The organism is Microbacterium sp. 10L49 (assembly GCF_056395125.1).
The window spans coordinates 550,754-575,206 of the sequence record NZ_JBFTIW010000002.1; the positions used below are offsets into that span (position 1 = coordinate 550,754).

Genomic DNA, 24,453 nt, shown 5'->3' on the forward strand with positions numbered 1-24,453 from the left:
GGGCATCCGGGCCTTCGAGACGTCAGTGGACGCTCAGCGCACCACGACGGCGAGCACGTCGCGCGCGGACAGCACGAGGAACTCGTCGCCGCCGAACTTCACCTCGGTGCCGCCGTACTTGCTGTAGAGCACGCGGTCGCCGACGTTGACGTCGAGCGGGACGCGGTTGCCGTTGTCATCGATGCGGCCGGGGCCCACGGCCACGACCTCGCCCTCCTGGGGCTTCTCCTTGGCGGTGTCAGGGATGACCAGGCCACTCGCGGTGGTCTGCTCGGCCTCGACCTGCTTGATGACGATGCGGTCCTCGAGCGGCTTGATGGAAACCGACACGGTCTACCTCTTTCTTGACGGTTCAAGACTGATTAGCACCCTCAGCCTGAGAGTGCTAACGACAGTCTAGGCACATCGCTGGCACTCATGCAATCAGAGTGCCAACCTGCCCCTGCCGTCCGCCCCCGCGCCGAGAGCACACGCGCTCGCCGACTGCACGGCGTGTTGGCGCGAAGAACGTGTGCCCTCGCCGACAGCGCGTGCACCCGACGGGCCGGTCCGCGCATGGCGGACGGATAGCCTGGACCGCGTGGATATGAGCGAACTGCGAACCCTGCTGACGCCCGAGGCGCTGCGGGCGATCGACGAGCTCGGCGAGATCGGATCCACGGATGCGGCCGCCCGCGCGGTCATGCGCCTGCGGGCGGAGGGGCACTCGCCCGAGTTCGTGTCCGCCGTGGTCGGCCAGGCGCGACTGCGCACGAAGGGGGCGGCGAAGTTCGGCGAGTTCGCGGACCGGATGCTGTTCACCCGCGCCGGCCTCGAGCAGGCGACCCGGCTCGGCGTCGCCGCGCGTCATGCCGGACGGATCCGCGCGGCCGGGATCGCGCACGTCTCCGACCTCGGCTGCGGGATCGGCGGCGACGCGCTGGCGTTCGCCGGCGCGGGGCTGCGGGTCACGGCCGTGGACGCCGACGAGGTCACGGCCGCGCTGGCGGCGTACAACCTCGCACCGTTCGGATCCGACGCCGAGGTGCGGCACGGGTTCGCGGAGGATCACGCGCCCTCGACCGCTGGAGACGACGTTTCGTCTCGGTCGCCTTCGGCGTCCTCGCTCAACGACCCCGGAGGGGCGACCGAGGCGGTGTGGCTGGATCCGGCACGGCGCAGCGCGGGGCATTCCGAGACCCGTCGCGTCTCCGCAGACGACTACTCCCCCTCGCTGGACTGGGCATTCGCGCTCGCCGCGCGCATCCCCACCGGAATCAAGCTCGGGCCCGCCCATGACCGGGACACGATCCCCACCGACGTCGAGGCGCAGTGGGTGAGCGCGGATGGTGACGTCGTCGAGCTGGTGCTGTGGTCGGGCGAACTGGCGCGCGAAGGTGTTCGGCGGGCTGCGCTCGTGATGCGCGGCGACCGCGCCCACGAGCTGACCGCCCCTGCCGACACGGAGGACGCCGAGGTGCGGGAGCTCGGCGCCTATGTGCACGAGCCCGACGGCGCCGTGATCCGCGCCCGCCTGATCGGCGACCTGGCGCGCAGCCTCGACGCGGGCATGCTGGATCCGCACATCGCGTATCTGACCTCCGATGCTCCTGCCGACAGCCCGTTCGCCGCATCGTTCCGGGTGCGCGAAGTGCTGCCGATGAACCCGAAGGCGATCGGATCCGCCCTCAAGAAGTCGGGCATCGGACGCCTGGAGATCAAGAAGCGCGGCGTGGACGTGGATCCGGCCGCGTTCCGCAAGAAGCTGAACCTGCGCGGCTCCGCGGAGGCGACCCTGATCCTCGTGCGCATCGGCGACAGGCGGCATGCGATCCTCGCGGACCGGGTCTGAGAGCCGTCATGGCGCCGTGAGGAGTCCCTCGACCCCGACATCGGCGTTCTCCGTGATGATGAGATACGGCACGGCGTACACGGCGAAGCGCATCTCGATGATCGCGGAGGGCCGGTCCCGCGTCGCGGCCAGCTCTAGCCTGACCACCGTCCCGCGGGGATCCACAGGCTCGGTGAAACTGAGAACCTTCGACGAGCCGTCATACGTGCTGCCATCCGATCCGCACGCCCGCTGCGTTTCGGGGGCCTCGACGATCAGGCATTGGGATGTTCCGCTGTCCGCGTAGCCGCGCCAGATCGTCAGCCCCCGCCAGCGCCCGACGATGGACAGCCCCTCGAGCTGCTGCTCGGCCGAGATCCTCGCCGTCGCCGCGATCTCCGCGTCGCTCATCCCCTGGTTCATCGTCCGCGACTCGGCCTCCCAGCGCTGGATGGCCCCGCCGGGGAACCCTCGTCCCGCGAGGAACACGACCCCTCCGTAGCCGACCTGCACGTTGCGGCCCGAAGCCGGAGCAACGGTCGTGTTCACCTGAAGGGAGTACGGATTCTTCTTGAGGTCCTCGATCCGCTGGCACTGCCGCTCCATCGGCAACCCCGGCACGTCCAGCGCGGCGCAGCGCAGTTGTCCACCCACCTCCGTCCAGGTCCACAACAGGGCATCCGCCTGCCGATCGAGCAGCAGTACGCTCCCGGGGTCGTACTTCGCGTCGTGGAGGAGCGTGTCCCGCCGCTCAGCCTCGCCGGACCGGAGGGCGAGCCCCACGTCGGGCGGGCGCGGGATGGCCCAGCCGATCAGCAGACCGACGAGGATCAACGCCGCCGCTGTGCCGATGAGGTAGCGAGGGCGCTTCCCGCGGCCGGTGGCGAACCAGGCGACTACCCGTTCACGAGCTGTCCCGAACGGCCGACTCCGTCCCGTTCCACCGACGATCACGCCGGATCCGTCAGCGAGACGGGACATCGTCGGCGGATCGGGCGCGAGCGGTGGGGAGCCTTCGTCTCGGTGCGCTCGCCCCGGAACAGGTTGGGCGCCTGACGTGGGGAGCGTCCCTTCGGCAGGCTCCGGGCCCGGCGCGGCGGCATCCGCGCGCCGCAGCTCCGTCAGCTGCGCGGCCTCGGCCGGACTCAGGCCGGATCCGTCCCGGCCGAAGGCACGGCGCTCCAGCTCGCGACGTTCCTCGCCCGGTTCCGGATCCGCCATGGCGCTATCCGAACCAGCCGAACCGGTAGGCGGCCCAGAGCAGCCATCCCGCGCTGTACAGCGTTGCCACGCTCCCGAGCACGAGCGCCCAGACCGCCAGGGCACGACTCTCCTCCGGCCGGCGCAGCGACATGATCGCGGCGATCACCGAGACGATCGCGACCGGGATCCCCCAGCCGACGAACAGCGAGGCGAACAGAGCCACGATCGCGGACAGCAGCGCCCATGGCGCCAGCCGCGGCTCGGCGGGCGCCGGCGTCGGGGCCTCGGTCCCGTCCGTGGGGTGCCACTCCTCGTGTGCCACCGTCGCGCCGTCCCGGTCGAGCTCGAGATCCTCGATCTCGACCCCGCCGTCCAGCTGCGGCCCGCTCTCCACACCCACGGGCACGGGAGCCGTCGGCAGCCGGGTGTAGCGCTGCGGATCCTTCCCGTCCGTGGTCGCCATCATCAGACCTCGGCGCCCACGCGGACGCGAGCGTCCGCCGCTGCGGAGGAGTCCTCTGCGACCTGGATCTCGGTCACCGGCAGCGTCGAATCGGCGCCGAACGCGAGCGTGGAGGGGCGCCGGCCGGAGGCGATCAGCTCCGCCGCGAGCCCGGCGATCATGGCGCCGTTGTCGGTGCAGAGCGACAGCGGCGGAATCCGCACCGTCACTCCCGCCTCCGCTGCACGGGCGAGCGCGACGTCGCGCAGCCGGCGGTTCGCGATGACGCCGCCGCCGAGCAGCAGCCGAGGCACGCCGCGGTCGGCGCAGGCCGCCAGCGCCTTTGTCACGAGCACGTCGACCACGGCCTCGCGGAAGCTCGCGGCGACGTCTGCCACGGGGATCGGGTTGCCCGCGGCCTCCTCCCGCTCGATCCAGCGGGCGACCGCGGTCTTCAGCCCGGAGAAGGAGAAGTCGTAGCGGTGCTTGTCCAGATCCGACGCACGCGACAGCCCTCGCGGGAACCGGATCGCGGCGGGATCCCCGTCCACCGCCGCACGGTCGATCTCCGGCCCTCCGGGATACGGCAGGCCGAGGATGCGGGCGACCTTGTCGAACGCCTCGCCGGCGGCGTCGTCGACGGTCTCGCCGAGCAGTTCGACGTCGGTGGTGAGGTCGCGCACGTGCAGGAGCGAGGTGTGCCCGCCCGAGACGAGCAGCGCGATCGTGGGGTACTCCAGGGGCACGGAGTCGGGTGTGAGGATGTCAGCGGCGATGTGCCCGACGAGGTGGTTCACGGCGTACAGCGGCTTGCCGAGCGACACCGCCAGACCCTTCGCCGCACCGATGCCGACCATGAGCGCACCCGCGAGTCCTGGCCCGCTGGTCACTGCGATTGCGTCGAGGTCTTCCAGTCGCACCTGCGCCTCGGCGAGGGCCCGCTCGATCGCCGGCTGCATCTCCTCGAGGTGCGCCCTGGCCGCGACCTCGGGCACGACACCGCCGTAGCGGGCGTGCTCGTCCATGCTCGACGAGATCGTGTTGGACAGCAGGGTCCGGCCGCGGACGATCCCGATCCCGGTCTCGTCGCAGCTCGTCTCGATCCCGAGCACGAGGGGCTGGTCAGTCATCGGATCCCTTCCCGCGCAGGTCGAGCTTCATGATCACGGCATCCACGTCGTCGGGCTGGTAGTAGCCGGCCCGCCGGCCGATCTCGGCGAACCCCTCCGAGAGGTACAGCCCCTGGGCGACCGGGTTGTCGGCGCGCACCTCGAGGAACACCTCGCGTGCGCCGCGCTCCGCCGCTTCTGCGAGCAGCGCCCGCAGCAGCGCTCTGCCGCGGCCGGATCCGCGGTGCTCGGCATCGAAGGCGATGGTCTGGATGTCGCTGTCGGCGGATCCGCGCAGTGCGCGCACGCCCCCGTAACCGACCACGTGCTCGCCCTCGGCCTGCTCTGCACCGTTCTCCACGTCGACGAAGTAGCGGCCGTGCGGGCTCGCGAGTTCAGCCGCCATCAGCTCGACGCTCCACGCGTCGGTCGGGAACGAGCGCCGTTCGATGAGCATGATCGCATCGAGGTCGGCCGCCGTCGCGGCGCGGATCACGACCCCACCCGCTTCGGCGCCGAGGGCACGCGGGCGTCCGGAGCGCGCAGGTAGAGCGGCTCGGATCCGGTCAGGGTGCGTCCGGCGGCGACTGCGCGGCGGGCGACACGCGCGACGGCAGCTCCCGAGATCGCGGCGACCTCGAAGCGACGCAGCGCCCCCAGCTTGCGATCGACGTCGCCCTGCGGCACGAGCACCGTGTCGACCACGGCGTGCGGGATGCCGTCCACGTCGATCCCCTCGTACACGGTCACCGCGGTCTCGCGGCGGCGGGCGTCGGTGAGGATCGCGAAGGGGTGCTGCGGCGGATGCTCGCCCTCGATCACGGCGAGCGCGGCGGCGTGGTGGCTGGGCACGGCGATCACCGGAATGCCTCGCCCGAGCGCGAATGCGCGTGCGGCGGCGATGCCGATCCGCAGTCCCGTGAACGGACCGGGCCCCATGCCCGCGGCGACGTGCGTGAGCGGATCCGGCACCTCTTCGGACCCCTCCGCCGGCGCGGCCGCGAGGACCTGCTCCAACAGGGAGCCGATCGCCTCGGCGTGCCCGAGATGCCCTGCCTGTGCCACATCGGCGAGGGTGCGCCCGTCGCGACCGATCAGGCCGACGGCCGAGCCGAGTGAGGTGTCCACGCCGAGAATCACCCTTCCAGGGTAGCCGCCACGGCCGCCGACCGGTCCCTGCGAGCGGTCCGTCCCTGATCCGTCGGTCAGCGCGTGGAGACCCCGGCACGCTCCCAGCGGTCGCCGCCGCGATCCTGCGCGAGGGCTGCGGCTTCGGCCGCGACGGCTGCCAGCGCATCGAGGTCGTACTCCGCGGCGGGCGCGCCGGCCCAGCCCACGCTCGCCGACACGCGCACGGACGCGCGGGGCCCGGAGTCCTCGATCGTGGAGACCCGCTGCAGCAGCGCCCGCAGTTCGCGCCGCACCGCGTCCTCACCACCCGGCAGCAGAGCCAGCACGCGCACGTCCGAGACCCGCTCGACGTCGGCCGCGGCGGGCAGCGCGTCGAGCACGTGCGCGTGGAACGCCTCCACGATGCTGGCGAACACGGCCGGGCCCGAGGCCTCCGCCAGGTCTGCGGGATCGTCCAAGCGGATGTCCAGCAGCGACCACGCCGGCTCCTGCGCCTGCTGAGCACGGGCCAGGCGCGCCCGCAGCGCTGCGCTGGTGGCGGTGCCGTCCGCACTGTTGCGTCCGCCACCGCGCAGCAGTGCCTCGCCGCGGGCGAGGAGCACGATCGTGATCGCCGCGCACTGGCTGGTCAGCAGGATTCCGACGCCGTTGATGTCGCGCAGCATGCGCAGCTCGTCGCCGGGAGAGGATCCGACGCCCGCGAGTCCGGCGATGACGCCGAACACCGCCACCACGACGAACGCCGATGACACCAGTGCCAGCGGCAGCACCACGTCACGGGCACTGATCCGCAGCCGGAACAGCTCCCACGCCGCGAGACCGGCGAACACCGCCGCCGCCGTGAACACGACACGGAACATCGTCGGGTACACGGCGGTGGTGCTGGTCGCCGTCAGCAGCGCCGGCGCGACCACGACGAACGCCACTGCCGCCGGCCAGAGCGGTCGCTTTCCCGCATAGGCGCGTATGCCGAGCCACAGCAGCGGTTCGAAGCACACGATCAGGCCCGAAGACAGCGCGCGCAGCGGCGCGCTGTCGAACTGGTTCGCGGCCACCCACACGTAGGTCGCGAGCATGGCGACGCCGAATCCGACCGACCACGTGATGGTGGCCCTGCTCGGGCGCGGCATGAGAGCCAGCCCGAACACCAGCGCGGCGGACAGCGTCACCAGCGCCACCAGCGTGACGGAGGTGTTCACGGTGATGCCGATGGGTGCGGTGAGGGTGATCATGCGTCGTTCCTCTCGGGACGCCGAGGCAGGAGCACGCGCATGCGCGTGCCCTCGCCGAGCCTGCTGCTGACGTCGATGGTGCCGTGATGGGCGGTCACGATGTCGCGGACCGCCACGAGGCCCAGGCCTGTGCCAGGCACCCCGCTGAGCTCTGCCCGCTCGCCGCGGAAGTACGGCTGGAAGAGCTGCTCCACATCGGCGGGGACCATGCCGGATCCGGTGTCCGCGACGACGAGTTCCGCGCGTGCGTCGTCGGCGACGCCCAGCGAGAGCAGGATCGAGCCGCCGGGCGCGGTGTACTTGACCGCGTTGCTGAGCAGGTTGTCGACCACCTGCCGCAGCCGGAACGCGTCGCCGTAGATGAGCAGGGTCGGCTCCCCCGTCACCTCGACCCGCAGCCGGTTCGCCGTGGCGGTCGGCAGGAACGACGACACCGAGGCCTGCACCAGGGGGTGCAGATCGACCGGTTCCGACAGCACCCGATGGCGAGGACGGGAGGCGTCCAACGCCGTCGTGACCAGATCCTGCATCCGCTCGGCAGCCCCCGCGACCACGCCCAGCTGGTCCGCCGCGCGCGCCGGCAGATCCTCACGCTCGAGAAGCAGATCGACGTGGCCCACGATCGCCGTGAGCGGGTTGCGCAGCTCGTGCGTGAGGATCGCCGACAGCAGCCGGCGCTCCTCGGCCGCCGCGAGCCGGGCGGTGACGTCGTCGATCTTGACCAGCACGACAGCGCCCTGATCGGCGTCGCTGGCGATCGGCTGCGTATCGACCTCGAGCGCCCGCCACTCGCCGTCGGTGCCGTACAGCCACACCCGCTCGCCGGCGAGGTGCTCGCCACGCGCCGCCCGGGCCATCACCGTCCGATCCACGGGGACGGGCTCCCCCTCCCGATCGTCGTACTCCACCGCGAGCGCGGGCAGTGCGAGACCATCCGCGTCCAGGCCGTAAAGGCGCCGGTAGGCGTCGTTCACCTTCAGGATCGTGCCGTCCTCGCCGACCGCGGCGAGCGCCGTGTCCAGCGCGTCGATGATCTGGGTCACCCGGCGCTCGTGCGTCTCGGCCCGCCGCGCCACCCGGTCGATCTGCTCGGACCGGCGCCGCAGCAGGCGCCGGGAGGCGCGCGAGCGCTGCACCCCGATCCGGATCGTGGTGCCGAGGAACCCGAGCGCGAACGCCGTGATGAGCACCCGCAGCACCACATCCGAGATCAGACCGGTCTGGTTCGCGACGGTGAACAGGAAGGCAGTGATCAGGGCGATGCCGCCGAACACGGCGATCATCGAGTAGTACGTGGCGATCCACGTGATGGGAATCACCCAGAGGAACCCGAGCCGGATGTCCGGGGCCTGCGTCGTGAGGCCGATCGCGCAGATGTCGATCATCGGGACGAGGAGGATCCCCGCGGGCGGGATGCGGTCCCACGGCACCACCAGCACCGCCGCCGTGGTCAGCACGGACAGCGCGAGGCCGGCGGTGAACAGCGGGGTCGCGAACACCGTCGGCTTGAGTGCTGCCACGAGCACCGCGACCGCGACCGTGGTGCTGACGAAGATGAGCTGCCAACGCCAGATCGACGCCCTGCGGGACATGCCGATCCTCTCTCCGACGCGGCACGGAACCGCTGCGGGACGCGTCACGCGACCCGGGCGGAGACCCTGACGCTCAACGCTTCCGCAAGGTTATCCAAAGAAGGACCCAAGGCACTTCAACGGATATATCGCCACGCCTAGCATCGCAACATCGAAGGTCCTCCACCCGACCGGACCCGCTGCCGTCGCATCGGATCCGCATACCGCCGTCGACGGGCAGAAAGCGAGCGTGCTGCGATGACCGGCCCCTCTGCACCCCCGTCCGGCGGACGCCTGTCCGTCTGGCGCGTGCTGGTGGGCGTGCTCGTCGCCCTCACCGTGGTGGCAGGCATCGTCGTGGTGCCGTGGTTCCTGCTGCGCGACGAAGCGGCGCCCGGAGCGGCGACGGGCCCGCGCTGGTTCGGCGGCTACTACGACGTCACCGCGACGGATCCCCCGGCGGACGTGCTGCCAGGATCCGGATCCGATGCGGTCGTCCTGGCGTTCGTCACCGCGGCGCCCGGCGACGCCTGCCGTCCGACCTGGGGCGGGGTGTACTCGCTCGCCGAGGCGGGCGATGCGCTCGACCTGGACCACCGGATCGCGCAGAAGCAGCAGTCCGGGGCCCCGGTGACCGTGTCGTTCGGCGGCTCCAGGGGCACCGAGCTCGCCGGAGCATGCGCGTCGATCGGCGACCTGATGAACGCCTACGCGGCGGTGCTGGAGCGCTACACGGTCACCACGATCGACCTCGACCTGGAGCGCCCCGCCCTCAGCGACGTGCTCGCCGGCGACCGCCGCGCGGAGGCCGTGGCCCGACTGCAGGAACGGCAGCGGGCGAAGGGCTCGGAGCTGTCGGTGTGGCTCACGCTGCCCGCCGGGCAGGACGGGCTCGGCACCGACGGACTGCGCTCGATCCGCCAGCTGCTGCAGGCGGGCGTGCAGCTCTCCGGGGTCAACGCGATGACGATGGACGACGGCGCACCGCTCGCAGGCCGGTCGATGGCGGCCGCCGCGATCACATCGCTCACGGCCGTGCACGACCAGCTCGGCCGGCTCTACGACGACCTGCACCTGGCGCTCCCCGCGGGCGGAGCATGGGCGATCATGGGCGCGACGCCGATGATCGGCCACAACGACGTGCGCGACGAGGTGTTCGCGCTCGACGACGCCGCGACCCTGAACGCCTTCGCCCAGAAGCAACGGCTCGCCCGCGTCTCGATGTGGTCGCTCAACCGCGACCGCGCCTGCGATGCGGACCACCAGGATCCTGCCGCCGCGTCCGACTCCTGCAGCGGAGTCGCGCAGGGAGACGCGGCATTCGCGGCGGTGCTGGGCCGCGGTTTCGCGGTCGCCCCCACGCTCCTGGCGACCCCGGGGCCGACCGCATCCCTGTCGGGCAGCGCCTCAGCGCCCTTCACCGGCTCGCCGGCACCACCGCCGGCATCGACTCCCACTCCGACCAGGGACCCGTAATCCGGGACGGAGTGGGCGGCGCCCCGGGGACAGGGCGCCATCCCGCTCCCGGGCCCCTGCCCGGGAGCGGGAACCCGACACCGATGGGGACTCGGTGGCGGGACGCGGAGCTCGGGTGCCGGTGGGGATCGGCGCCCGGGGCTCCACGGAAGGCGCGGGTTCGGAACCCGCGCCGTACGGAGGCGATCAACGGGATCGCCGACGGGGCGCCGACATCGGGATCGGCGCCTCCGTCATGCCGCCCGCCGATCCTCGCTCGCCGGAGCTGCGGGTACCCCGTCGGGCAGGGCCGGTCAGACCTCGGCGGATGCCTCGTCCGCGTGCGCGGTGAGCCGGTAGCCCACCCCGCGCACGGTCTCGATGTAGCGCGGATCCGCGGTGCTGTCGCCGATCTTGCGCCGGAGATTGGCCATGTGCGCCTCGATCGCCCGCTTGTCCGGCTCGCCCACGTACGACGCGGATCCGAACGCCTCCCCGCGCAGCACGAGTGCCAGATCCGCTTTGCTGCGCACCCGGCGCTTCGACTCGAGCAGGGTCGCGAGCAGATCGAACTCGGTGGGGGTCAGATCGACCTCGCGCTGCGCCACGACCACCGTGTGCGTCACCGGATCGAGGCTGATGTCGCGGTGCACGCGCCACTGGCCCGCCGTGCCGGGGAGCGCGATCGCAGGCGTGAGCGAGGGGTTGCGTGCCGGGGCCTGCTGGCCGTCGGCGGGGGTCCCGTGCGCGGGTGTCTGACCCGTGCCGCGCACAGGCTGCGGGGCCGCGCCCGTCCCGGCGTGGGCCGTCCCAGCGGGATCCGTCGCTGCCGGGTGCGCGTTGCGCGGGCGACGCAGCAACGCCTCGATGCGGGCGCGGAGCTCACGGGGGCGGAACGGCTTGACGAGGTACTCGTCGGCACCGGAGGTGAGCCCGAGCACGACGTCGGACTCCTCGCCGAGGGCGGACAGCATGATGATGAACGTTGCGCTGACGGCGCGGATCCGCCGGGCCGCCTCGAAGCCGTCTATGCCGGGGAGGTTGATGTCGAGCGTCGTGATGATCGGCTCGTGCTCGGCGACCGCGGCGACGCCCTCCAGCCCGGTGCCGGCGAGCACCGTGTGGAATCCGGCGGAACGGAACACCTCGTCGAGCAGGGAGCGGACGTCCGGATCATCCTCGATGATGACGGCGGTCTTCGTGTCGTCTTCAGGCATGCTCTTCCCTGCACTCGGTCGTCAGCATCATATCGATATGCTCGCGACGCGCGTCCCGGCGGTCGGATCCCTGTCCGGACTCCGTCGGCGGTCCCGGAGCGCTCCGGTCACCGATCCCCGTCTCAGCGGGCTGTCTCGCGAGTGATGGTCACGACGCGGGGTGCGTCGGCGTCGAGCTCTTCCGCGGAGAGGTCATCGACGCCCGCGCCGACCGGGCGCTCCAGCTCGATGTCCCACCAGGCGTCGGAGAGCTCCTCGGCCATGCCGCGACCCCACTCGACCACGACGACGGATCCGGGCACGTCGACGTCGAGATCGTCCAGCTCGGCGGCGGATCCGAGCCGGTACGCGTCCATGTGCACGAGCGGCGCGCGGCCGACCAGGGACGGGTGCGTACGGGCGATCACGAACGTCGGGCTCTGCACCGGACCGCGCACGCCGAGCCCCTCCGCCAGCCCGCGCGTGAACGTGGTCTTGCCCGCCCCGAGCGGGCCGGTGAGGATCAGCACGTCGCCCGCGACCAGGTCGGATCCGATCCGGCGGCCGAGCTCCTCCATGGCCTCGGCAGTGCGGATCTCATGCTGGCCCGCGAGCTCGTCCAGGGCGGTCATGACACGCTCCGGCGCGGCACACGCGGGCCGATCCTCGTCACGATCTCGTAGTCGATCGTGTCCGCCGCGTTCCCCCAGTCCCGAGCGGAGGGCACCCCGAGCGTGGGGTCGCCGAACAGCACCACCTCGTCGCCCACGGCGACCGGATCGTCGCCGACGTCGACCAGGAACTGGTCCATCGCGATGCGGCCGGCGACCGTGTAGCGGCGGCCGCCGATCTGCACCGGACCGCGCCCGGAAGCCTGCCGGGGCACGCCGTCCGCATAGCCCAGCGGGACCAGCGCCAGCGTGGTCTCCGACTCGGTGCGGTGCGTGTAGCCGTACGAGACGCCCGTGCCCGCGGGCACCCGCCGCACGGCGGCGACCGCCCCGCGCAGAGTCATCGCGGGGCGCAGTCCGAGATCGCTCGGGCTGCGGTCGTCGAACGGGCTGACGCCGTACAGGCCGATCCCGATGCGCACCGCATCGAGCCGGGTCTCAGGCAGGTCGATGGCCGCAGCCGTCGCGGCGAGGTGGCGCACCTCGGGGTGGATCCCGTTCGCCGAGGCCTCGGCGCACGCCTCCTCGAAGGCGGCGAGGGCGGCTCGGTCGTCCTCGGGCGAGGTGTTGGACACATGGCTGAACAGTCCGACGATGCGCACACGGCCGATCCGCTCGAGACGCGCGGCTTCGGCGAGCAGGCGAGAGCGGTCGGCGGGCGCGATGCCGTTGCGGCTCAGGCCCGTCTCGAACTTGAGGTGCACCCGGACCGGATCCGCCCCCCGCCCGGCTTCGGCGGCGGCGAGCAGCTGCTCGAGGCTCGAGATGCCCAGGTCGAGGCTGCTCGCGGCGGCGTCATCGAAGCGGCGGCCCGGGGCGTGCAGCCATGCCAGGATCCTGGCGTTGATGCCCTGGCGGCGCAGCTCGAGCCCCTCCTCGACCGTGGCGACGCCGAGGCTGCCGGCGCCGCCTGCGAGCGCGGCGACCGCGGCGTCAGCCGCACCGTGGCCGTAGGCGTTCGCCTTGACGACACCGATGACCTCGACGCCCGTCAGCCGGCGCAGGTGGCGGGTGTTGTCGCTGATCGCGTCGAGGTCGATCGTGGCCTCGCGGAACGGGGCGGTCATGCCTGGTCCTCCCCCGTCGCACGAGCCTCCGCCACCACGTACGCCGCGGCGAGGCCCGCATCGTGCGTGAGGGAGAGGTGCAGCGTGGTGATGCCGCGCTCTGCGACAGCGGCCTGGGTGCTGCCGCTCAGCACGAAGTAGGGCCGGCCCGACGGCTCCGACGCGATCTCGATCTCGGTCCAGTGCACGCCGTCAGATCCGCCCAGTGCCTTGATCAGCGCCTCCTTCGCCGCGTACCGCGCGGCGAGCGACGGCAACCGCAGCGCCTGCTCCGACGGGGCGAACAGCCGCTGCATCAGACGGGGCGTGCGGGCGACGGTCCGCTCGAACCGCGGGATGTCCACGAGGTCGATGCCGGTGCCGATGATCACCGATTCAGCCTACCTGGCAGGATCCGCGGGGCCGGATCCGTCAGCGGTCCACCTCCGCGCGCGTGGACCGGCCCGGTCCGGGACCGCGGCATGCGCCGTGTGGCGGAGGCGAACTCAGGTTCTCCCTCGGGGCGAGATGGCTGAACGACGCACGGTTGGCTGACCAGATCCGCCCGAGACCTCCGCCTGACGTGATCGCCTCAGCCGAACGTCCTGAGATCGTCTCAGCGGAACGTCCGCGCAGCCCGAGACAATGGATCCTCACATGCGTGGTCTTGGTCGGTTTCCGCACCGATTGCGGGATTCGTCCTCTACCATCGCCGCGGGGACCTCAGGATCGGAGGATGTCGGATCCGGCCGTGCTCCTGAAAACCCGCCTCGTCGCCCGCGGCATCGAGCTGTCAGCGTTCGGCTGCACCCGTAAGAACCTCGCCGCAGCAGCCGCCCGCGGGGCGATCGGCAAGGTGCGCGACGGGGTCTACGCTTCGATCGACGCGCCGGACGCCGTCGTGACCGCGGCGATGCACGGCGGGGCCCTCACCTGCGCGCTCGGGCTGCGGGTGCACGGGATCTGGACGCTGAGCGAGGACGTGCAGCCACACGTCTGGCTCGGCATCGGCGGCAGATCCCACGACCATCCCGACTGTGCCTGCATGGCGCACTACCGGCCCGGCCGCATGCGTCTGGGCGTCGCGCCCGTGGAACACGCGCTCGTGCATGCGTTTCACTGCCACGGCGACGAGCTCTTCTTCGCCGCATACGAGTCGGCATGGAACAAGCGGCTCATCGGGGCCGCAGCGCGGGCCCGCATCCGCGCCGTCCTCCCGGCGACCGCGGAGTGGTTGGTAGACCTCGCTCGCCCGGACGCGCAGAGCGGTCTCGAGTCGATCCTACGGCTGAGGCTCCACCTGATCGGGCTCCGCCTGGAATGCCAGGTGCCGATCCCCGAGGTGGGGCGGGTCGACTTCGTGGTCGGCGGACGGATCATCCTCGAAGCCGACGGCGAAGACAACCACGGAGGCCGTGCGCGGCGGCACCGCGACCTGTGGCGTGACGCCGTCGCATCCCGCCTCGGCTACGAGACGCTTCGCTTCGACTACGCGATGATCATCCACCACTGGGACGTCGTCGTCGACGCCATCCTGGCCGCACTCAGTCGTTCCCGGGCCTGACCAGTTCCGGAACGCCCCGTTCTCCGGGTCTGCCCCGTCCCCGGCCATCCGGCTGAGCCCCGCACGCCTGGCTGAGGATCCGGCCCAAGAACTCCCGCCCATCGGGAACCCGTCAGCCGAATGGGCGAGGTCCAGCCCCGCGCCGGATCCTTGCGAGACTTGGCTCACTCCACAGTGACGGACTTGGCCAGGTTTCGGGGCTGGTCCACATCCAGGCCCTTCGCGGTCGCGAGGGCCATGGCGAAGATCTGCAGCGGCACGACCGCCAGGACCGGCTCGAACAGCGCCTCCGCGAGCGGGATCCGGATGACCTCGTCGGCGAACGGCAGCACGGCCGCGTCGCCCTCCTCGGCGATCACGATCACGCGCGCGCCGCGGGCGCGGATCTCCTGGATGTTGGAGACGACCTTGGCGTGCAGCAGGGCGGAGTGCCGCGGCGACGGCACCAGCACGAACACCGGCTGGCCGGGCTCGATCAGGGCGATCGGGCCGTGCTTGAGCTCGCCGGCGGCGAAGCCCTCGGCGTGGATGTAGGAGATCTCCTTGAGCTTGAGCGCACCCTCGAGCGCGATCGGGTAGCCCACGTGGCGACCGAGGAACAGCACGGAGCGGGTGTCGGCCATCCAGCCGGCGAGCTGCGTGACGTGCGCCTGCTCCTCGGTCAGCACCTCGGAGATCTTGGCCGGCAGCGCCTCGAGCTCGGCCACGGCTGCCGCGCCGTCGGCCGCGGAGAGCGTCTCGCGCACCCGGCCCGCGTGCAGGCCGAGCAGCAGCAGCGCCGTGATCTGCGCGACGAAGGCCTTGGTCGATGCGACCGCGACCTCGGGACCGGCGTGCGTGTAGACGACCGCGTCGGACTCGCGCGGGATGGTCGCGCCCTGCGTGTTGCAGATCGAGAGGGTGCGCGCACCGCGCTCGCGGGCGTACTTGACCGCCATGAGCGTGTCCATGGTCTCGCCGGACTGACTGATCGACACGACCAGCGTGTTCGCGCCGATCACCGGGTCCCGGTAGCGGAACTCGTGAGCGAGCTCGACATCGACGGGCACCCGGGCCCACTGCTCCAGCGCATACTTGCCGACCATGGCCGCGTACGACGCGGTGCCGCAGGCCGTGATGATGATGCGGTCGATGCCGCGGAACAGGTCATCGGATCCGTCCAGCTCCGGAATCACGACGGCGCCGTCCCGCACCCGGCCGCGGATCGTGTTGGCGACGGCGTCGGGCTCCTCCGCGACCTCCTTGGCCATGAAGCTCGGCCAGCCGCCCTTCTCGGCGGAGGTGGCGTCCCAGGAGACCTCGAACGGCTCCGGGGTCACCGTGTTGCCCGCGAAGTCCGTGACCGTGACCTCGGACGGCGTGATCGCGACGATCTCGTCCTGGCCGATCGCGAGCGCACGACGGGTGTGCTCGACGAAGGCGGCGACATCGGATCCGAGGAAGTTCTCTCCGTCGCCGAGGCCGATCACGAGCGGCGAGTTGCGGCGCGCGGCGACGACGAGGCCCGGCTCGTCCTGGTGCACGGCGAGGAGTGTGAAGGCGCCCTCGAGGCGGTTCACGACGGCACGGAACGCCTCCTGGAGATCACCCGTGCGGCGGTACTCGCGGCCGACGAGAGCGGCGGCGACCTCGGTGTCGGTCTCGCTGCGGAACGTCACACCCTCGGTCTCGAGCTCGGCGCGCAGGGCAGCGAAGTTCTCGATGATGCCGTTGTGGATCAGTGCCAGCTTGTCGTCGTCGGCGAGGTGCGGGTGCGCGTTCACATCGGTCGGTCCGCCGTGCGTGGCCCACCGGGTGTGCCCGATGCCGGTGCTGCCATCGGCGAGCGCGGCGTCCGCGAGGGAGTCGCGCAGCATCTGCAGCTTGCCGGCCTTCTTGCGCATGCCGAGTGATCCGGCCTCATCGATGACGGCGATGCCGGCCGAGTCGTACCCGCGGTATTCGAGGCGGGCGAGGCCCGCGAGCAGGATGTCCTGGCTGGGGCGCGGCCCCACGTATCCGACGATTCCACACATGCGTTCCAGGGTAGAGGGCTCGTTTTGCGCGGATGCTGAACGAACCCGTCGGCGCGCGGCACTCAGCCGGGCCCTAGGCAGAGGTCAGCCGGGACGCAGCCTCGGGTGTTCGGCTGGACCGATGGCTATCGCAGACGCATCCTCGCTCCTCGACCGGATGGGGCCGATCGCATGAGCCGACGCCGTCGAGGTGACATCGCCCGGGACTACCGCACGCCGTGGATCCTTCGAGAGTTCTACGGTGCGCCGGTCTGGGCGATGATCGCGGTCGGCATCGTCATCGCCGGCGTCGGGGCCATCGCCCTCCTGCACCACTAACTCCGAGGCGACGGCCGGCGCCCGATCAGGCCCGGATCGCGCGGCGCACGAGACGCGGCGAGGGCAGCCCCGCGAGCGCGAACGCCCGGCGAAGCCCGGCGGCGTCCGCGAAGCCGGAGTGCTCCGCGATCTCCGCGATTCCGAGCGGTGCGTAGTCGGCATCGCTCATGAGCTCTCGGGCGAGCTCGACGCGGATCCGGCGCAGCTCCTCGGCGGGAGCGCTGCCCTCGGCCGCGAACAGCCGCTGCAGCTGCCGCACCGACATGTGCATGTCGCGGGCCAGCGCCGCGACATCGAAGTCGCGCTCACCGCGCCGCACCAGCATGAGCGATCGCGCCCGGTCGATCCCTGAGCCCTTGCGTCCCTCGACGGCGACGCGCGGGGCGGCCTCGACCAGCACGCTGAACACCATCTCGACGATCAGGCGCTCGACCAGATAGTCGGTGTAGACAGTCGGATCCGACGGCTGCGTGAGAAGCGAGGTGAGGAACGCCTGCAGGCCGCGCCCCAGCACACTGCTCGCGACGATCGCACTCGGCGCACCCACCCCCGATTGGATCTCGTCGACGGCGTACCAGGGCACCCACGCGCACATCGCGGTGCCGGATCCGGCCGCAGCGAGCTTCATATCGCGGTGCGGATGCAGGAAGCACAGCGCGCCCGGCGGCACGTCCTTCACCTCGCCATCGCTGTCGAGGATGGTGACCGGCACCGCGGCGATCAGCATCACCGCGACCTCGTCACCGTCCGCCGGCTGCGCGGACCAGGTCCACGACGTCGCGGGTTCCAGGGCGTGCTGGGTCGCCAGCACGCTGCGATACCGGCGGGCGACCAGTGGATGCTCGTTCCGTTCCCCCAGCAGGCGCATGGCGGTGCGAGCGTCGATGACGATCACCATTGACGACCTCCCCAAAGGCCTCACGGGTGCAACTCCCCAGCTGCATCAGCCCGCTTGGGGGTCAGCATACGCGAAGAAACGCGTCATGGTGAGCATCGGTTTCGCGACATCAGCCGTGGTTCCGTCGCCGGACCGCCGCCACGCCGCGCGTCCCGATGTCCGCGGGAGGAGCAGGCCCGCCAAACGTCTCGCCGGGTGCGGGCGAACTACAGCGCCGGTCCGGAGTGCGAGTGCGCGGGCGTACCCTTCACGTCACCGGAGCACGGGGGCAGGGATCCGAGCGGTGCGGTCACCGAACCGCTGCGCGCCTTGCCTGCGTCGTCGTAGGTGAAGGACAGGGTGGCGGTGCCGTTGGCCGAATCGTCGAAGAGCCCCGCATCGACGTACAGGCCGATCTTGGTCTTCGCCGGCACCGTGTAGGTGGACACCAGACGGTTGTTCGCCGAGAACTTCGCAGCCCGCGACTGCCCGTTCACGAGCATGGAGGTCAGCGCGAGCGTGATCGGCGCGGAGGTCGTGTTCTCGAAGAAGAACGTGCCGTGGTAGTACTTCGGGTTGCCCGGGTGCTTGCAGAAGGATCCAGTCTGGTACGACGGGACGATCGGCGTGGTGCCCCCTGTTCCCGGCGTGCCGCCGTCGGTGCCGCCGTTGGTCGACGCGCTCGCGAACGGTGTCGCCACGGCGACCGCGATCACGGGCAGGCTCCACGCCGCTCCTCGGATCACCGTTCGCCGGGTGAGCGTGTGCTCGTGTGCGCCGGTCACGGTCTTTGCTGACATTGCATGCCTCCCCAGACATCGCTCTGCTGTCGTCCGTGCGCGGCGTGTTCCCCAGCCGCATGCACAAGACCTCGACTCTGCCGATATTCCGGATTCGACGACCGAGCCGGGGTCGCAAACGTCACGAACCAGGGCGCGAATGCGACGTTCGCGACCGTGAGGGCATCAACGACGTCGGATCCCGGCCCGACATGTCGTACCGAGCCTCGGCCTCGTCAGAGCAGAGCGTCAGCGCGCAGATGACGCGGGGTGGGCAGGCCCTCCCGCAGGAATGCGCGGCGCATCCCGGCGACGTCGCGGAAGCCCGACTGCGCGGCGACGGCATCCAGACTCTCGACGCGGTCGTCCATCAGCCTGCGGGCATCCTGGACGCGCTGGGCGCGCAGTTCCGCCAGCGGGGTGGTGCCCTCGCGCGCGAACATCCGCTGCAGCTGGCGTCGCGACAGGTGCAGCGCCACCGCGAGCGCGTCCACGTCGAAAGCCGGATCCGTGCGGCGCAACCGGATGATGCCGCGTGCGCGGTCGACCCCGCGGGGAACACGGACCGACGGCATCGCATCCGAGAGGACAAGGTCGACCGCGCCGACGATGAGCGTCTCGGCCAGGCTTCCCGCGGTCGCGCTGGCAGGATCCGACAGCAAGCCGAGCAGGAAGGCCCGCAGGCTGCGGGCGACCGCCCCGTCCGACAGCACCGTTCCTGACCCGTCGAACCGGCCCGCAGCCTGCGCGACCGCGTCGTGGCGCACCCACACGGCGGTCACAGTGGTGACCTGCGCCGACGACACGGTCGTCATCTGGTGCAGGTGCAGCAGGCAGGCCGCACCCGCCGGGACCTCCACGACGCGACCCTCCTCGAAGCGCAGCCGCAGCGGAACCTCGGCGAAGCAGATCACGAGCAGCTCATCGCCGCGTGGTTCCTGCGCGTCCCAGAGCCACGGCCGCCCCGGCTCGAGCAGGTGGCGGCTGATCAGCGCGCCGGCGCAGCGGAGCAGCGCGAGCGGTCGCTCCTGTTCGGTCCCCAGTTGCCGCAGGGCAGCACGAGCGTCGATGACAATCCCCATGTAGACATCCCCATGTCCAGCCCCGCGAGCGCGACTCCCCATCGCTACGACTCGCCGGAGCCGAGGGCCACGTTACCCGCTTCTTCCGAATGCGGACGCCCAGCCACGGACGCGGTGCAGATGGATCTCGCGGCGAGGAGCATGCGCCGCGTCGGTCCACACGGTCGCGCGGTGCTCAGCGCGCGGGCGGGCGCTCTCCGTGCAGGCTCTCGTAGATGTCGTCCACGAACTCGGCGATCGTCTTCGTGCCGGCTACGGGCCCGCCCGCGAGCATTCCGTCGGCACCGAGCAGGACGGCGCTCGGCGTGAACCAGTGGTCCGCGAGCGATGGGCCGACGTACCGGTTCGGGTCGTGCAAGGTCTGCGGCTCCTCGGTCGAGGCGAGGCTGCTGTTCTCCGGCGCGGTCTGCAGCAGGAAGCGCACCGACACCTCGGGCAGCAGCGCGCGGTAAGTGTCGATGCTCTCGATCACCGGCGTGCAGGATCCGCAGGTCTCCGAGACGGCCAGCAGCAGCACGGGCTGACGTTCGGAGAGGATGCGCAAGGTGGTCGTCTGGCCGTCGGCGAGTTGCACGGGCACAGCGGGAGTGCGCGAACGCAGGTAGTCATCGAGGTCGTCATCGGTTCGATCGATGGCCGGAACGCCCGCGGATCCGCCGTCGCCGACGTCTGCGGATCCGTTCTCCTGTACGAGTACGAATGTCACGGCGACGGCGGCGAGGGCGAGCGTCCACGGCCACAGCGCGACGGCGAGTGTCGCGACCCCGCCCCACAGCGGAAGAGCACCGATCGTGACAGCGACGAGCACAGCCAGCAGCACCAGCCAGGCGTTGCGCAGCAACGTGCGACCGGTGATCGGGCGACGCTCACCGAAGCACGCGCAAGATGCGTCGGGCGTCTGCCGCCTCGCCCGCCAGACCATGGCGAGATAGACCGCGAACAGCAGCACGGCGACGATCGCCGCGGCGATGCCGAGCACCCCGCCGAGCAGCAGCAGCGCCGCGGCGAGCGCGAGCTCGGCGATCGGGTGCAGGCGGATCAGCCAGTCCTGGCGCAGCGCCGCGGGGATCCCCAGGGCCTCCCAGCCGGCGGCGTCGTCGGGCGTGCGGAACTTGGCGATCGCGCTCACGATGAGCACTCCGACGAGGATGAGCGTCGACGCCAAGGCCGTCGCCGGGAGCAGGAAGGCGAAGAGAGCGGTCCCCATGCTGTCAGTATCCCAGTCGCGGCGAGCGTCGAGGTGCGTTCAGAGCTTTCGCAGCAGCACCGACTCCACGGCGTGCGAGGCGCCCTTGTTCAGTACGAGGGTGGCGCGGTGCTTGGTGGGCATCACGTTCTCGATGAGGTTGGGCAGGTTGATCTCGTTCCAGTACCCCATGGCCGTGGTGACGGCCTCCTCGTCGGTGAGGTGCGCGAACACGTTGAAGTACGACGACGGATTCGTGAACGCCCCCTGCCGCAGGGCGAGGAACCGGTCGACGTACCACTGGGCGATGTGGTCGAGCTCGGCGTCGACGTAGATCGAGAAGTCGAACAGGTCGCTCACGGCGACGTCGTTCGGTGCGGGCGGCGGCTGCAGCACGTTCAGGCCCTCGACGATCACGACATCGGGCCGGCGCACCACGACGTGCGCGTCGGGCACGATGTCGTAGCGGATGTGCGAATAGAACGGTGCACGCACCTCGGCGGCGCCGCTCTTCACCTTCGTGAGGAACTCGATCAGCGCCCGCCGGTCGTATGACTCCGGGAAGCCCTTGCGGTCCATGATGCCGCGGCGCTCGAGCTCCGCGTTCGGATACAGGAAGCCGTCGGTGGTGACCAGCTCGACCCGTGGTGTTCCGGGCCAGCGGCTCATGAGCTCACGCAGCAGACGGGCGATGGTCGATTTGCCGACCGCGACGGATCCGGCCACGCCGACGACGAAGGGCGTGGTGTCGTCGTCCTCGCGGAGGAACTGGTTCGTGGCCTCGCCGAGGCGCTTGGTCGAGGTGGCGTACAGGCTCAGCAGACGGCTGAGCGGCAGGTAGACCTCCTTGACCTCGGTGGGGTCGAGCCGGTCGCCGATGCCGCGGATCTCCACGACCTCGGTCTCGCTGAGCGGCTGGTCGAGGTCTGCCGCGAGGCGCGCCCAGTCCGCACGGTCGATGCGGCGGTACGGCGACAGCGACGGCAACGTCTGCGATGCGAGGGGATCGGAGCTCACGCGCTCCATCGTATCGGCGCAGCGGCACGATGTTCGGGTGAGCCCGTCGCCGGTGACGACGCCGCACCCCTGATCAGATCACGACCATCGCGGATCACTTCGCGACCCCGCGGCCACACGATCATTCCGGCGCCACCAGTCTGAGGCTAGCAACACCCGACCGGAGGCGCCATCCCCGCGCTGACGCCGTCGTGCTCCCTGGGGAGGGGCTCTCTTCCCGGGAGGCAGAGTCCCCGCATCTAGACACCGGAGTTACGCATGGAAGACACCACCTCCCCCACCCGCAGCGTCAGCCGTCGCACCCTCGTGAAGGGCGCAGCCTGGTCGGTGCCCGTGATCGCCGTCGCCGCCGCCACCCCCTTCGCTGCCGCCTCGACGGCCACCAACGTCGGCAACTTCGCGCTCAACGGCTCGTGCGGCACCCTCGGCCTCCTTGGCCCCGGCTTCACCCTCACGGCCGGCTCGGCCCCGCTGCCCGTGGGCACGATCGTCAACATCACCGGCGGCGGAGTCGCGAACGTCGGTGTGTTCTCGGTCACCGGCGGCACCGCAACCGTCAACGTGCTCTCGGGGACGTCGCGCCAGATCACGCTGACCGCGCCGGTCCCGGCCGGCGCCACCATCGCCTTCCGCACGACCCTGTCGATCACGGTCGCGTTCACGCTGTCCGCCACCACCACGCTGCCCAGCGGCTTCGTCGCCGGCGCCGGCGCCAAGCAGACCGGTGGCGTCAGCTCGACGCTGGTGCTCTGCAGCGCCAGCTGATCGCAGTAGTCTCGTCGGCTCCAGCCGGCGAAGGGGGCCGGGTCTCGTATCCGGCCCCCTTCGCGTTGCGGTGCCGGGCCTGGACGGTCATTGATTCACACGCACCGGGTATCCTTCGTCCGTGCGTCTCGGAGTGCTCGACATCGGATCCAACACCGTCCATCTGCTCGCCGCCGACGTGCATCCCGGCGGTCGGCCGCTCGCGACCACGAGCGACCGCACAGTGCTGCGGCTCATGCGGTTCCTCACGCCGTCCGGCGCGATCAGCGAGGAGGGCGTGCGGGCGCTCGAGGCCGCCGTCATACAGGCGCGAGAAGTGGCCGAACAGCAGCGGGTCGACGCGCTTCTCGCGACGGCGACGAGCGCGGTCCGCGAAGCGGCGAACGGCGCAGAGGTGATCGCCCGGGTCGAAGCCGCACTCGGCCAGCCGCTGCAGGTGCTCGACGGCGAGACCGAAGCGCGGCTGACGTTCCTCGCGGTACGGCGCTGGTTCGGCTGGGCAGCGGGGCAGATCCTGCTGTTCGACATCGGCGGCGGATCCTTCGAGATGGCAGCGGGATCCGAGGAGCTCCCCGACATCGCCGCCTCGGTGCCGCTCGGCGCGGGGCGCTCGACGCTGATGTTCCTTCCCGACGACCCGCCCGGCGAGGACTCCGTGGAGCGGCTGCGCGCGCACGCCACGGACGTGTTCGCCCCGGTCGCCGCCCGGTTCTCGACGCTTCCCCGTCCCGAGCACGTGGTCGGCTCATCCAAGGCCATCCGCTCCCTGGCCCGGCTGGTCGGCTACCCGGCGCCGGGCTGGGCTGGATCCGAACGGATGCTGCTGCCGCGCCAGTCCCTCGGATCCTGGATCCCCCGTCTCGCGCGCCTGCCCGCGTCCGCGCGGCAGGAGCTGCCCGGCATCACCCCGGACCGCACCTTCCAGATCGTGGCGGCCGCCGTGGTGCTGCATACCGCGATGACCGCGATGAACGTCGACGAACTCGAGGTCTCGCCGTGGGCTCTCCGCGAGGGTGTGCTGCTGCGCTACATCGAGGACCGCGCCCGCGACGCCGACGTCTGAGAAGCAGCATCCCCGGCGGAACGGCATCCCCTACCCTGGTGTCATGGACGACGCGAGGAATCTGGGGACACCGCGCGGCGAATCGCCGATGCCGCTCTCCCGAAGAGAGCTGCGACAGCGTCGCGAGGCTGCCGCGATCGCCGGGGCGTCCGGTGCACGCGTCGATCAGGCCACGGACGCCGCCGAGCAGTCCCAGGCACCGCACATCGCAGATTCCGCCGCGGCGGCGGCCCCGGCCGAACACGCGACGCCGGATGAGCCCACGACCCCTCCGGGCGGCGTCTCGTTCGGATCGCTCGCCGGCATGTTCGCTGCGGCCGCGGAGGAGTCGTCGCCGCAGCCCACCGTGCTGACCGTCTGCACGGGGAACATCTGCCGCTCGCCGCTCGCCGAGTCGCTGCTGCGCACCCGGCTCGCAGGCCTCGATCTGCGCGTGCACAGCGCCGGCACGCAGGCCCTGGTCGGGCATGCGATGACCGAGCCTGCCCAGAGGCTGGCGCTCGATCGCGGGGTCGACGCCGCCGTCACTGCCGCGCATCACGCGCGGCTTCTCACCGAACCGCTTCTCGACGACGCCGACCTGGTGCTCACGATGACCTCGGAGCAGCGCGACTACGCGGTGCAGATGCTGCCGCGGCGCCTGCACCGGGTTTTCCCCGTGCGCGAGTTCGCCCGTCTCGCTGACGGCGTCACCGACGCTCAGGTGCGCGCGATCGCCGACCGTGCGGGATCGGATCCGCGTCGGCGACTGGTCGCGGTCGTCGAGACGATCGCCGACCGCCGGGGCGGATCGGCACCGAAGGACGAGGACGTGATCGACCCCTACCGGCGCTCGCTCGAGGTGTACGAGGAGTCGGCGGCACAACTGACCCCCGCCCTCGCCGAGGTGGAGCGCGTCATCAGGGCGGCGCTGGCGTAGCC

The 24,453-nt window shown here is 71.3% G+C and carries 25 protein-coding genes; 7 read left to right on the forward strand and 18 right to left on the reverse strand.

The features are described 5' to 3' along the window. Positions 1 to 33: 33 nt before the first annotated feature. A complete protein-coding gene (groES, locus tag AC1DCT_RS07075; protein ID WP_440733932.1) occupies positions 34 to 330 on the reverse strand; it encodes a co-chaperone GroES in 297 nt (98 codons plus the stop codon). A 250-nt stretch (positions 331 to 580) separates the two neighbouring features. Between groES and AC1DCT_RS07080 the strand changes: the two genes are divergently transcribed. Next, entirely contained in the window at positions 581 to 1,831 is a 1,251-nt protein-coding gene (locus tag AC1DCT_RS07080) for a class I SAM-dependent methyltransferase (RefSeq protein ID WP_477428230.1), read from the forward strand. 6 nt (positions 1,832 to 1,837) lie between these two features. Here AC1DCT_RS07080 and AC1DCT_RS07085 read toward each other — a convergent pair whose 3' ends face one another. The 7 genes from AC1DCT_RS07085 to AC1DCT_RS07115 form a co-directional block, all read right to left on the reverse strand. After that, a complete protein-coding gene (locus AC1DCT_RS07085; protein WP_477428232.1) occupies positions 1,838 to 2,791 on the reverse strand; it encodes a hypothetical protein in 954 nt (317 codons plus the stop codon). Between the two features lie 244 nt (positions 2,792 to 3,035). Continuing rightward, positions 3,036 to 3,479 (reverse strand): hypothetical protein, encoded by a 444-nt coding sequence (locus tag AC1DCT_RS07090; RefSeq protein ID WP_440733935.1) that lies wholly within the window; start codon positions 3,477 to 3,479, stop codon positions 3,036 to 3,038. Then, positions 3,479 to 4,585, reverse strand: coding sequence for a tRNA (adenosine(37)-N6)-threonylcarbamoyltransferase complex transferase subunit TsaD (tsaD, locus tag AC1DCT_RS07095; protein WP_441977736.1), 1,107 nt, complete (start codon positions 4,583 to 4,585; stop codon positions 3,479 to 3,481). The genes AC1DCT_RS07090 and tsaD overlap by 1 nt, the downstream gene beginning before the upstream one ends. Beyond that, positions 4,578 to 5,021, reverse strand: coding sequence for a ribosomal protein S18-alanine N-acetyltransferase (gene rimI / locus AC1DCT_RS07100; protein ID WP_477428445.1), 444 nt, complete (start codon positions 5,019 to 5,021; stop codon positions 4,578 to 4,580). The genes tsaD and rimI overlap by 8 nt, the downstream gene beginning before the upstream one ends. A gap of 35 nt (positions 5,022 to 5,056) precedes the next feature. Then, on the reverse strand, positions 5,057 to 5,704 hold the full coding sequence (gene tsaB / locus AC1DCT_RS07105) for a tRNA (adenosine(37)-N6)-threonylcarbamoyltransferase complex dimerization subunit type 1 TsaB (protein WP_441977737.1): 648 nt from the start codon (positions 5,702 to 5,704) through the stop codon (positions 5,057 to 5,059). A gap of 65 nt (positions 5,705 to 5,769) precedes the next feature. Beyond that, a complete protein-coding gene (locus tag AC1DCT_RS07110) occupies positions 5,770 to 6,927 on the reverse strand; it encodes a hypothetical protein (protein WP_477428234.1) in 1,158 nt (385 codons plus the stop codon). Beyond that, a complete protein-coding gene (locus AC1DCT_RS07115; protein WP_441977739.1) occupies positions 6,924 to 8,519 on the reverse strand; it encodes a sensor histidine kinase in 1,596 nt (531 codons plus the stop codon). The genes AC1DCT_RS07110 and AC1DCT_RS07115 overlap by 4 nt, the downstream gene beginning before the upstream one ends. Positions 8,520 to 8,756: 237 nt before the next feature. Here AC1DCT_RS07115 and AC1DCT_RS07120 point away from each other — a divergent pair, with 237 nt between their 5' ends. Beyond that, positions 8,757 to 9,974, forward strand: coding sequence for a chitinase (locus AC1DCT_RS07120; RefSeq protein ID WP_477428236.1), 1,218 nt, complete (start codon positions 8,757 to 8,759; stop codon positions 9,972 to 9,974). A gap of 293 nt (positions 9,975 to 10,267) precedes the next feature. Here AC1DCT_RS07120 and AC1DCT_RS07125 read toward each other — a convergent pair whose 3' ends face one another. From AC1DCT_RS07125 to AC1DCT_RS07140, 4 genes are all read right to left on the reverse strand, one after another. Continuing rightward, complete coding sequence (locus tag AC1DCT_RS07125) at positions 10,268 to 11,170, reverse strand: response regulator transcription factor (RefSeq protein WP_477428238.1); 903 nt, start codon at positions 11,168 to 11,170, stop codon at positions 10,268 to 10,270. Positions 11,171 to 11,292: 122 nt separating this feature from the next. Next, positions 11,293 to 11,781 (reverse strand): tRNA (adenosine(37)-N6)-threonylcarbamoyltransferase complex ATPase subunit type 1 TsaE, encoded by a 489-nt coding sequence (gene tsaE, locus AC1DCT_RS07130; protein ID WP_477384057.1) that lies wholly within the window; start codon positions 11,779 to 11,781, stop codon positions 11,293 to 11,295. After that, positions 11,778 to 12,887 carry an alanine racemase gene (gene alr, locus AC1DCT_RS07135; RefSeq protein ID WP_477428240.1) on the reverse strand — a complete coding sequence of 370 codons (1,110 nt, stop codon included), beginning with the start codon at positions 12,885 to 12,887 and terminating at the stop codon, positions 11,778 to 11,780. Before alr ends, tsaE begins: the two co-directional genes overlap by 4 nt. Beyond that, positions 12,884 to 13,258, reverse strand: coding sequence for a holo-ACP synthase (locus tag AC1DCT_RS07140; protein ID WP_440733944.1), 375 nt, complete (start codon positions 13,256 to 13,258; stop codon positions 12,884 to 12,886). Before AC1DCT_RS07140 ends, alr begins: the two co-directional genes overlap by 4 nt. Positions 13,259 to 13,602: 344 nt before the next feature. On the opposite strand from AC1DCT_RS07140, the gene AC1DCT_RS07145 reads away from it, so the two are divergent. Next, positions 13,603 to 14,430, forward strand: coding sequence for an endonuclease domain-containing protein (locus AC1DCT_RS07145; RefSeq protein WP_477428242.1), 828 nt, complete (start codon positions 13,603 to 13,605; stop codon positions 14,428 to 14,430). A gap of 164 nt (positions 14,431 to 14,594) precedes the next feature. On the opposite strand, the gene glmS is transcribed toward AC1DCT_RS07145, so the two are convergent. Beyond that, on the reverse strand, positions 14,595 to 16,445 hold the full coding sequence (gene glmS / locus AC1DCT_RS07150) for a glutamine--fructose-6-phosphate transaminase (isomerizing) (protein ID WP_477428244.1): 1,851 nt from the start codon (positions 16,443 to 16,445) through the stop codon (positions 14,595 to 14,597). Positions 16,446 to 16,616: 171 nt separating this feature from the next. On the opposite strand from glmS, the gene AC1DCT_RS07155 reads away from it, so the two are divergent. Beyond that, a complete protein-coding gene (locus tag AC1DCT_RS07155; RefSeq protein WP_440733947.1) occupies positions 16,617 to 16,763 on the forward strand; it encodes a hypothetical protein in 147 nt (48 codons plus the stop codon). A gap of 25 nt (positions 16,764 to 16,788) precedes the next feature. Here the strand turns inward: AC1DCT_RS07155 and AC1DCT_RS07160 are convergent, their stop codons facing one another. From AC1DCT_RS07160 to coaA, 5 genes are all read right to left on the reverse strand, one after another. Next, positions 16,789 to 17,661 (reverse strand): helix-turn-helix domain-containing protein, encoded by an 873-nt coding sequence (locus AC1DCT_RS07160; RefSeq protein ID WP_477428246.1) that lies wholly within the window; start codon positions 17,659 to 17,661, stop codon positions 16,789 to 16,791. Positions 17,662 to 17,867: 206 nt separating this feature from the next. Then, entirely contained in the window at positions 17,868 to 18,440 is a 573-nt protein-coding gene (locus AC1DCT_RS07165; protein ID WP_477229609.1) for a hypothetical protein, read from the reverse strand. Positions 18,441 to 18,655: 215 nt separating this feature from the next. Further along, positions 18,656 to 19,501 carry a helix-turn-helix domain-containing protein gene (locus AC1DCT_RS07170; RefSeq protein WP_477428248.1) on the reverse strand — a complete coding sequence of 282 codons (846 nt, stop codon included), beginning with the start codon at positions 19,499 to 19,501 and terminating at the stop codon, positions 18,656 to 18,658. 175 nt (positions 19,502 to 19,676) lie between these two features. Then, positions 19,677 to 20,708, reverse strand: coding sequence for a MauE/DoxX family redox-associated membrane protein (locus AC1DCT_RS07175; protein WP_477428250.1), 1,032 nt, complete (start codon positions 20,706 to 20,708; stop codon positions 19,677 to 19,679). A 39-nt stretch (positions 20,709 to 20,747) separates the two neighbouring features. Continuing rightward, on the reverse strand, positions 20,748 to 21,713 hold the full coding sequence (gene coaA / locus AC1DCT_RS07180) for a type I pantothenate kinase (protein WP_477428252.1): 966 nt from the start codon (positions 21,711 to 21,713) through the stop codon (positions 20,748 to 20,750). Between the two features lie 249 nt (positions 21,714 to 21,962). Between coaA and AC1DCT_RS07185 the strand changes: the two genes are divergently transcribed. From AC1DCT_RS07185 to AC1DCT_RS07195, 3 genes are all read left to right on the forward strand, one after another. Beyond that, entirely contained in the window at positions 21,963 to 22,469 is a 507-nt protein-coding gene (locus tag AC1DCT_RS07185; RefSeq protein WP_477428254.1) for a hypothetical protein, read from the forward strand. Between the two features lie 121 nt (positions 22,470 to 22,590). After that, positions 22,591 to 23,532 (forward strand): Ppx/GppA phosphatase family protein, encoded by a 942-nt coding sequence (locus AC1DCT_RS07190; protein WP_477428256.1) that lies wholly within the window; start codon positions 22,591 to 22,593, stop codon positions 23,530 to 23,532. Between the two features lie 43 nt (positions 23,533 to 23,575). After that, entirely contained in the window at positions 23,576 to 24,451 is an 876-nt protein-coding gene (locus tag AC1DCT_RS07195) for an arsenate reductase/protein-tyrosine-phosphatase family protein (protein ID WP_477428258.1), read from the forward strand. Positions 24,452 to 24,453 lie beyond the last annotated feature (2 nt).

Bases quoted from the DNA above. Each gene is read 5' to 3' on its own strand.
- AC1DCT_RS07085 (WP_477428232.1), bottom strand. From the start codon at position 2,791: ATGTCCCGTCTCGCTGACGGATCCGGCGTGATCGTCGGTGGAACGGGA.
- AC1DCT_RS07090 (WP_440733935.1), bottom strand. From the start codon at position 3,479: ATGATGGCGACCACGGACGGGAAGGATCCGCAGCGCTACACCCGGCTG.
- tsaD (WP_441977736.1), bottom strand. From the start codon at position 4,585: ATGACTGACCAGCCCCTCGTGCTCGGGATCGAGACGAGCTGCGACGAG.
- rimI (WP_477428445.1), bottom strand. From the start codon at position 5,021: ATGCTCATCGAACGGCGCTCGTTCCCGACCGACGCGTGGAGCGTCGAG.
- AC1DCT_RS07110 (WP_477428234.1), bottom strand. From the start codon at position 6,927: ATGATCACCCTCACCGCACCCATCGGCATCACCGTGAACACCTCCGTC.
- AC1DCT_RS07115 (WP_441977739.1), bottom strand. From the start codon at position 8,519: ATGTCCCGCAGGGCGTCGATCTGGCGTTGGCAGCTCATCTTCGTCAGC.
- AC1DCT_RS07120 (WP_477428236.1), top strand. From the start codon at position 8,757: ATGACCGGCCCCTCTGCACCCCCGTCCGGCGGACGCCTGTCCGTCTGG.
- AC1DCT_RS07125 (WP_477428238.1), bottom strand. From the start codon at position 11,170: ATGCCTGAAGACGACACGAAGACCGCCGTCATCATCGAGGATGATCCG.
- tsaE (WP_477384057.1), bottom strand. From the start codon at position 11,781: ATGACCGCCCTGGACGAGCTCGCGGGCCAGCATGAGATCCGCACTGCC.
- alr (WP_477428240.1), bottom strand. From the start codon at position 12,887: ATGACCGCCCCGTTCCGCGAGGCCACGATCGACCTCGACGCGATCAGC.
- AC1DCT_RS07145 (WP_477428242.1), top strand. From the start codon at position 13,603: ATGTCGGATCCGGCCGTGCTCCTGAAAACCCGCCTCGTCGCCCGCGGC.
- glmS (WP_477428244.1), bottom strand. From the start codon at position 16,445: ATGTGTGGAATCGTCGGATACGTGGGGCCGCGCCCCAGCCAGGACATC.
- AC1DCT_RS07155 (WP_440733947.1), top strand. From the start codon at position 16,617: ATGAGCCGACGCCGTCGAGGTGACATCGCCCGGGACTACCGCACGCCG.
- AC1DCT_RS07160 (WP_477428246.1), bottom strand. From the start codon at position 17,661: ATGGTGATCGTCATCGACGCTCGCACCGCCATGCGCCTGCTGGGGGAA.
- AC1DCT_RS07165 (WP_477229609.1), bottom strand. From the start codon at position 18,440: ATGTCAGCAAAGACCGTGACCGGCGCACACGAGCACACGCTCACCCGG.
- AC1DCT_RS07170 (WP_477428248.1), bottom strand. From the start codon at position 19,501: ATGGGGATTGTCATCGACGCTCGTGCTGCCCTGCGGCAACTGGGGACC.
- AC1DCT_RS07175 (WP_477428250.1), bottom strand. From the start codon at position 20,708: ATGGGGACCGCTCTCTTCGCCTTCCTGCTCCCGGCGACGGCCTTGGCG.
- coaA (WP_477428252.1), bottom strand. From the start codon at position 21,713: ATGGAGCGCGTGAGCTCCGATCCCCTCGCATCGCAGACGTTGCCGTCG.
- AC1DCT_RS07185 (WP_477428254.1), top strand. From the start codon at position 21,963: ATGGAAGACACCACCTCCCCCACCCGCAGCGTCAGCCGTCGCACCCTC.
- AC1DCT_RS07195 (WP_477428258.1), top strand. From the start codon at position 23,576: ATGGACGACGCGAGGAATCTGGGGACACCGCGCGGCGAATCGCCGATG.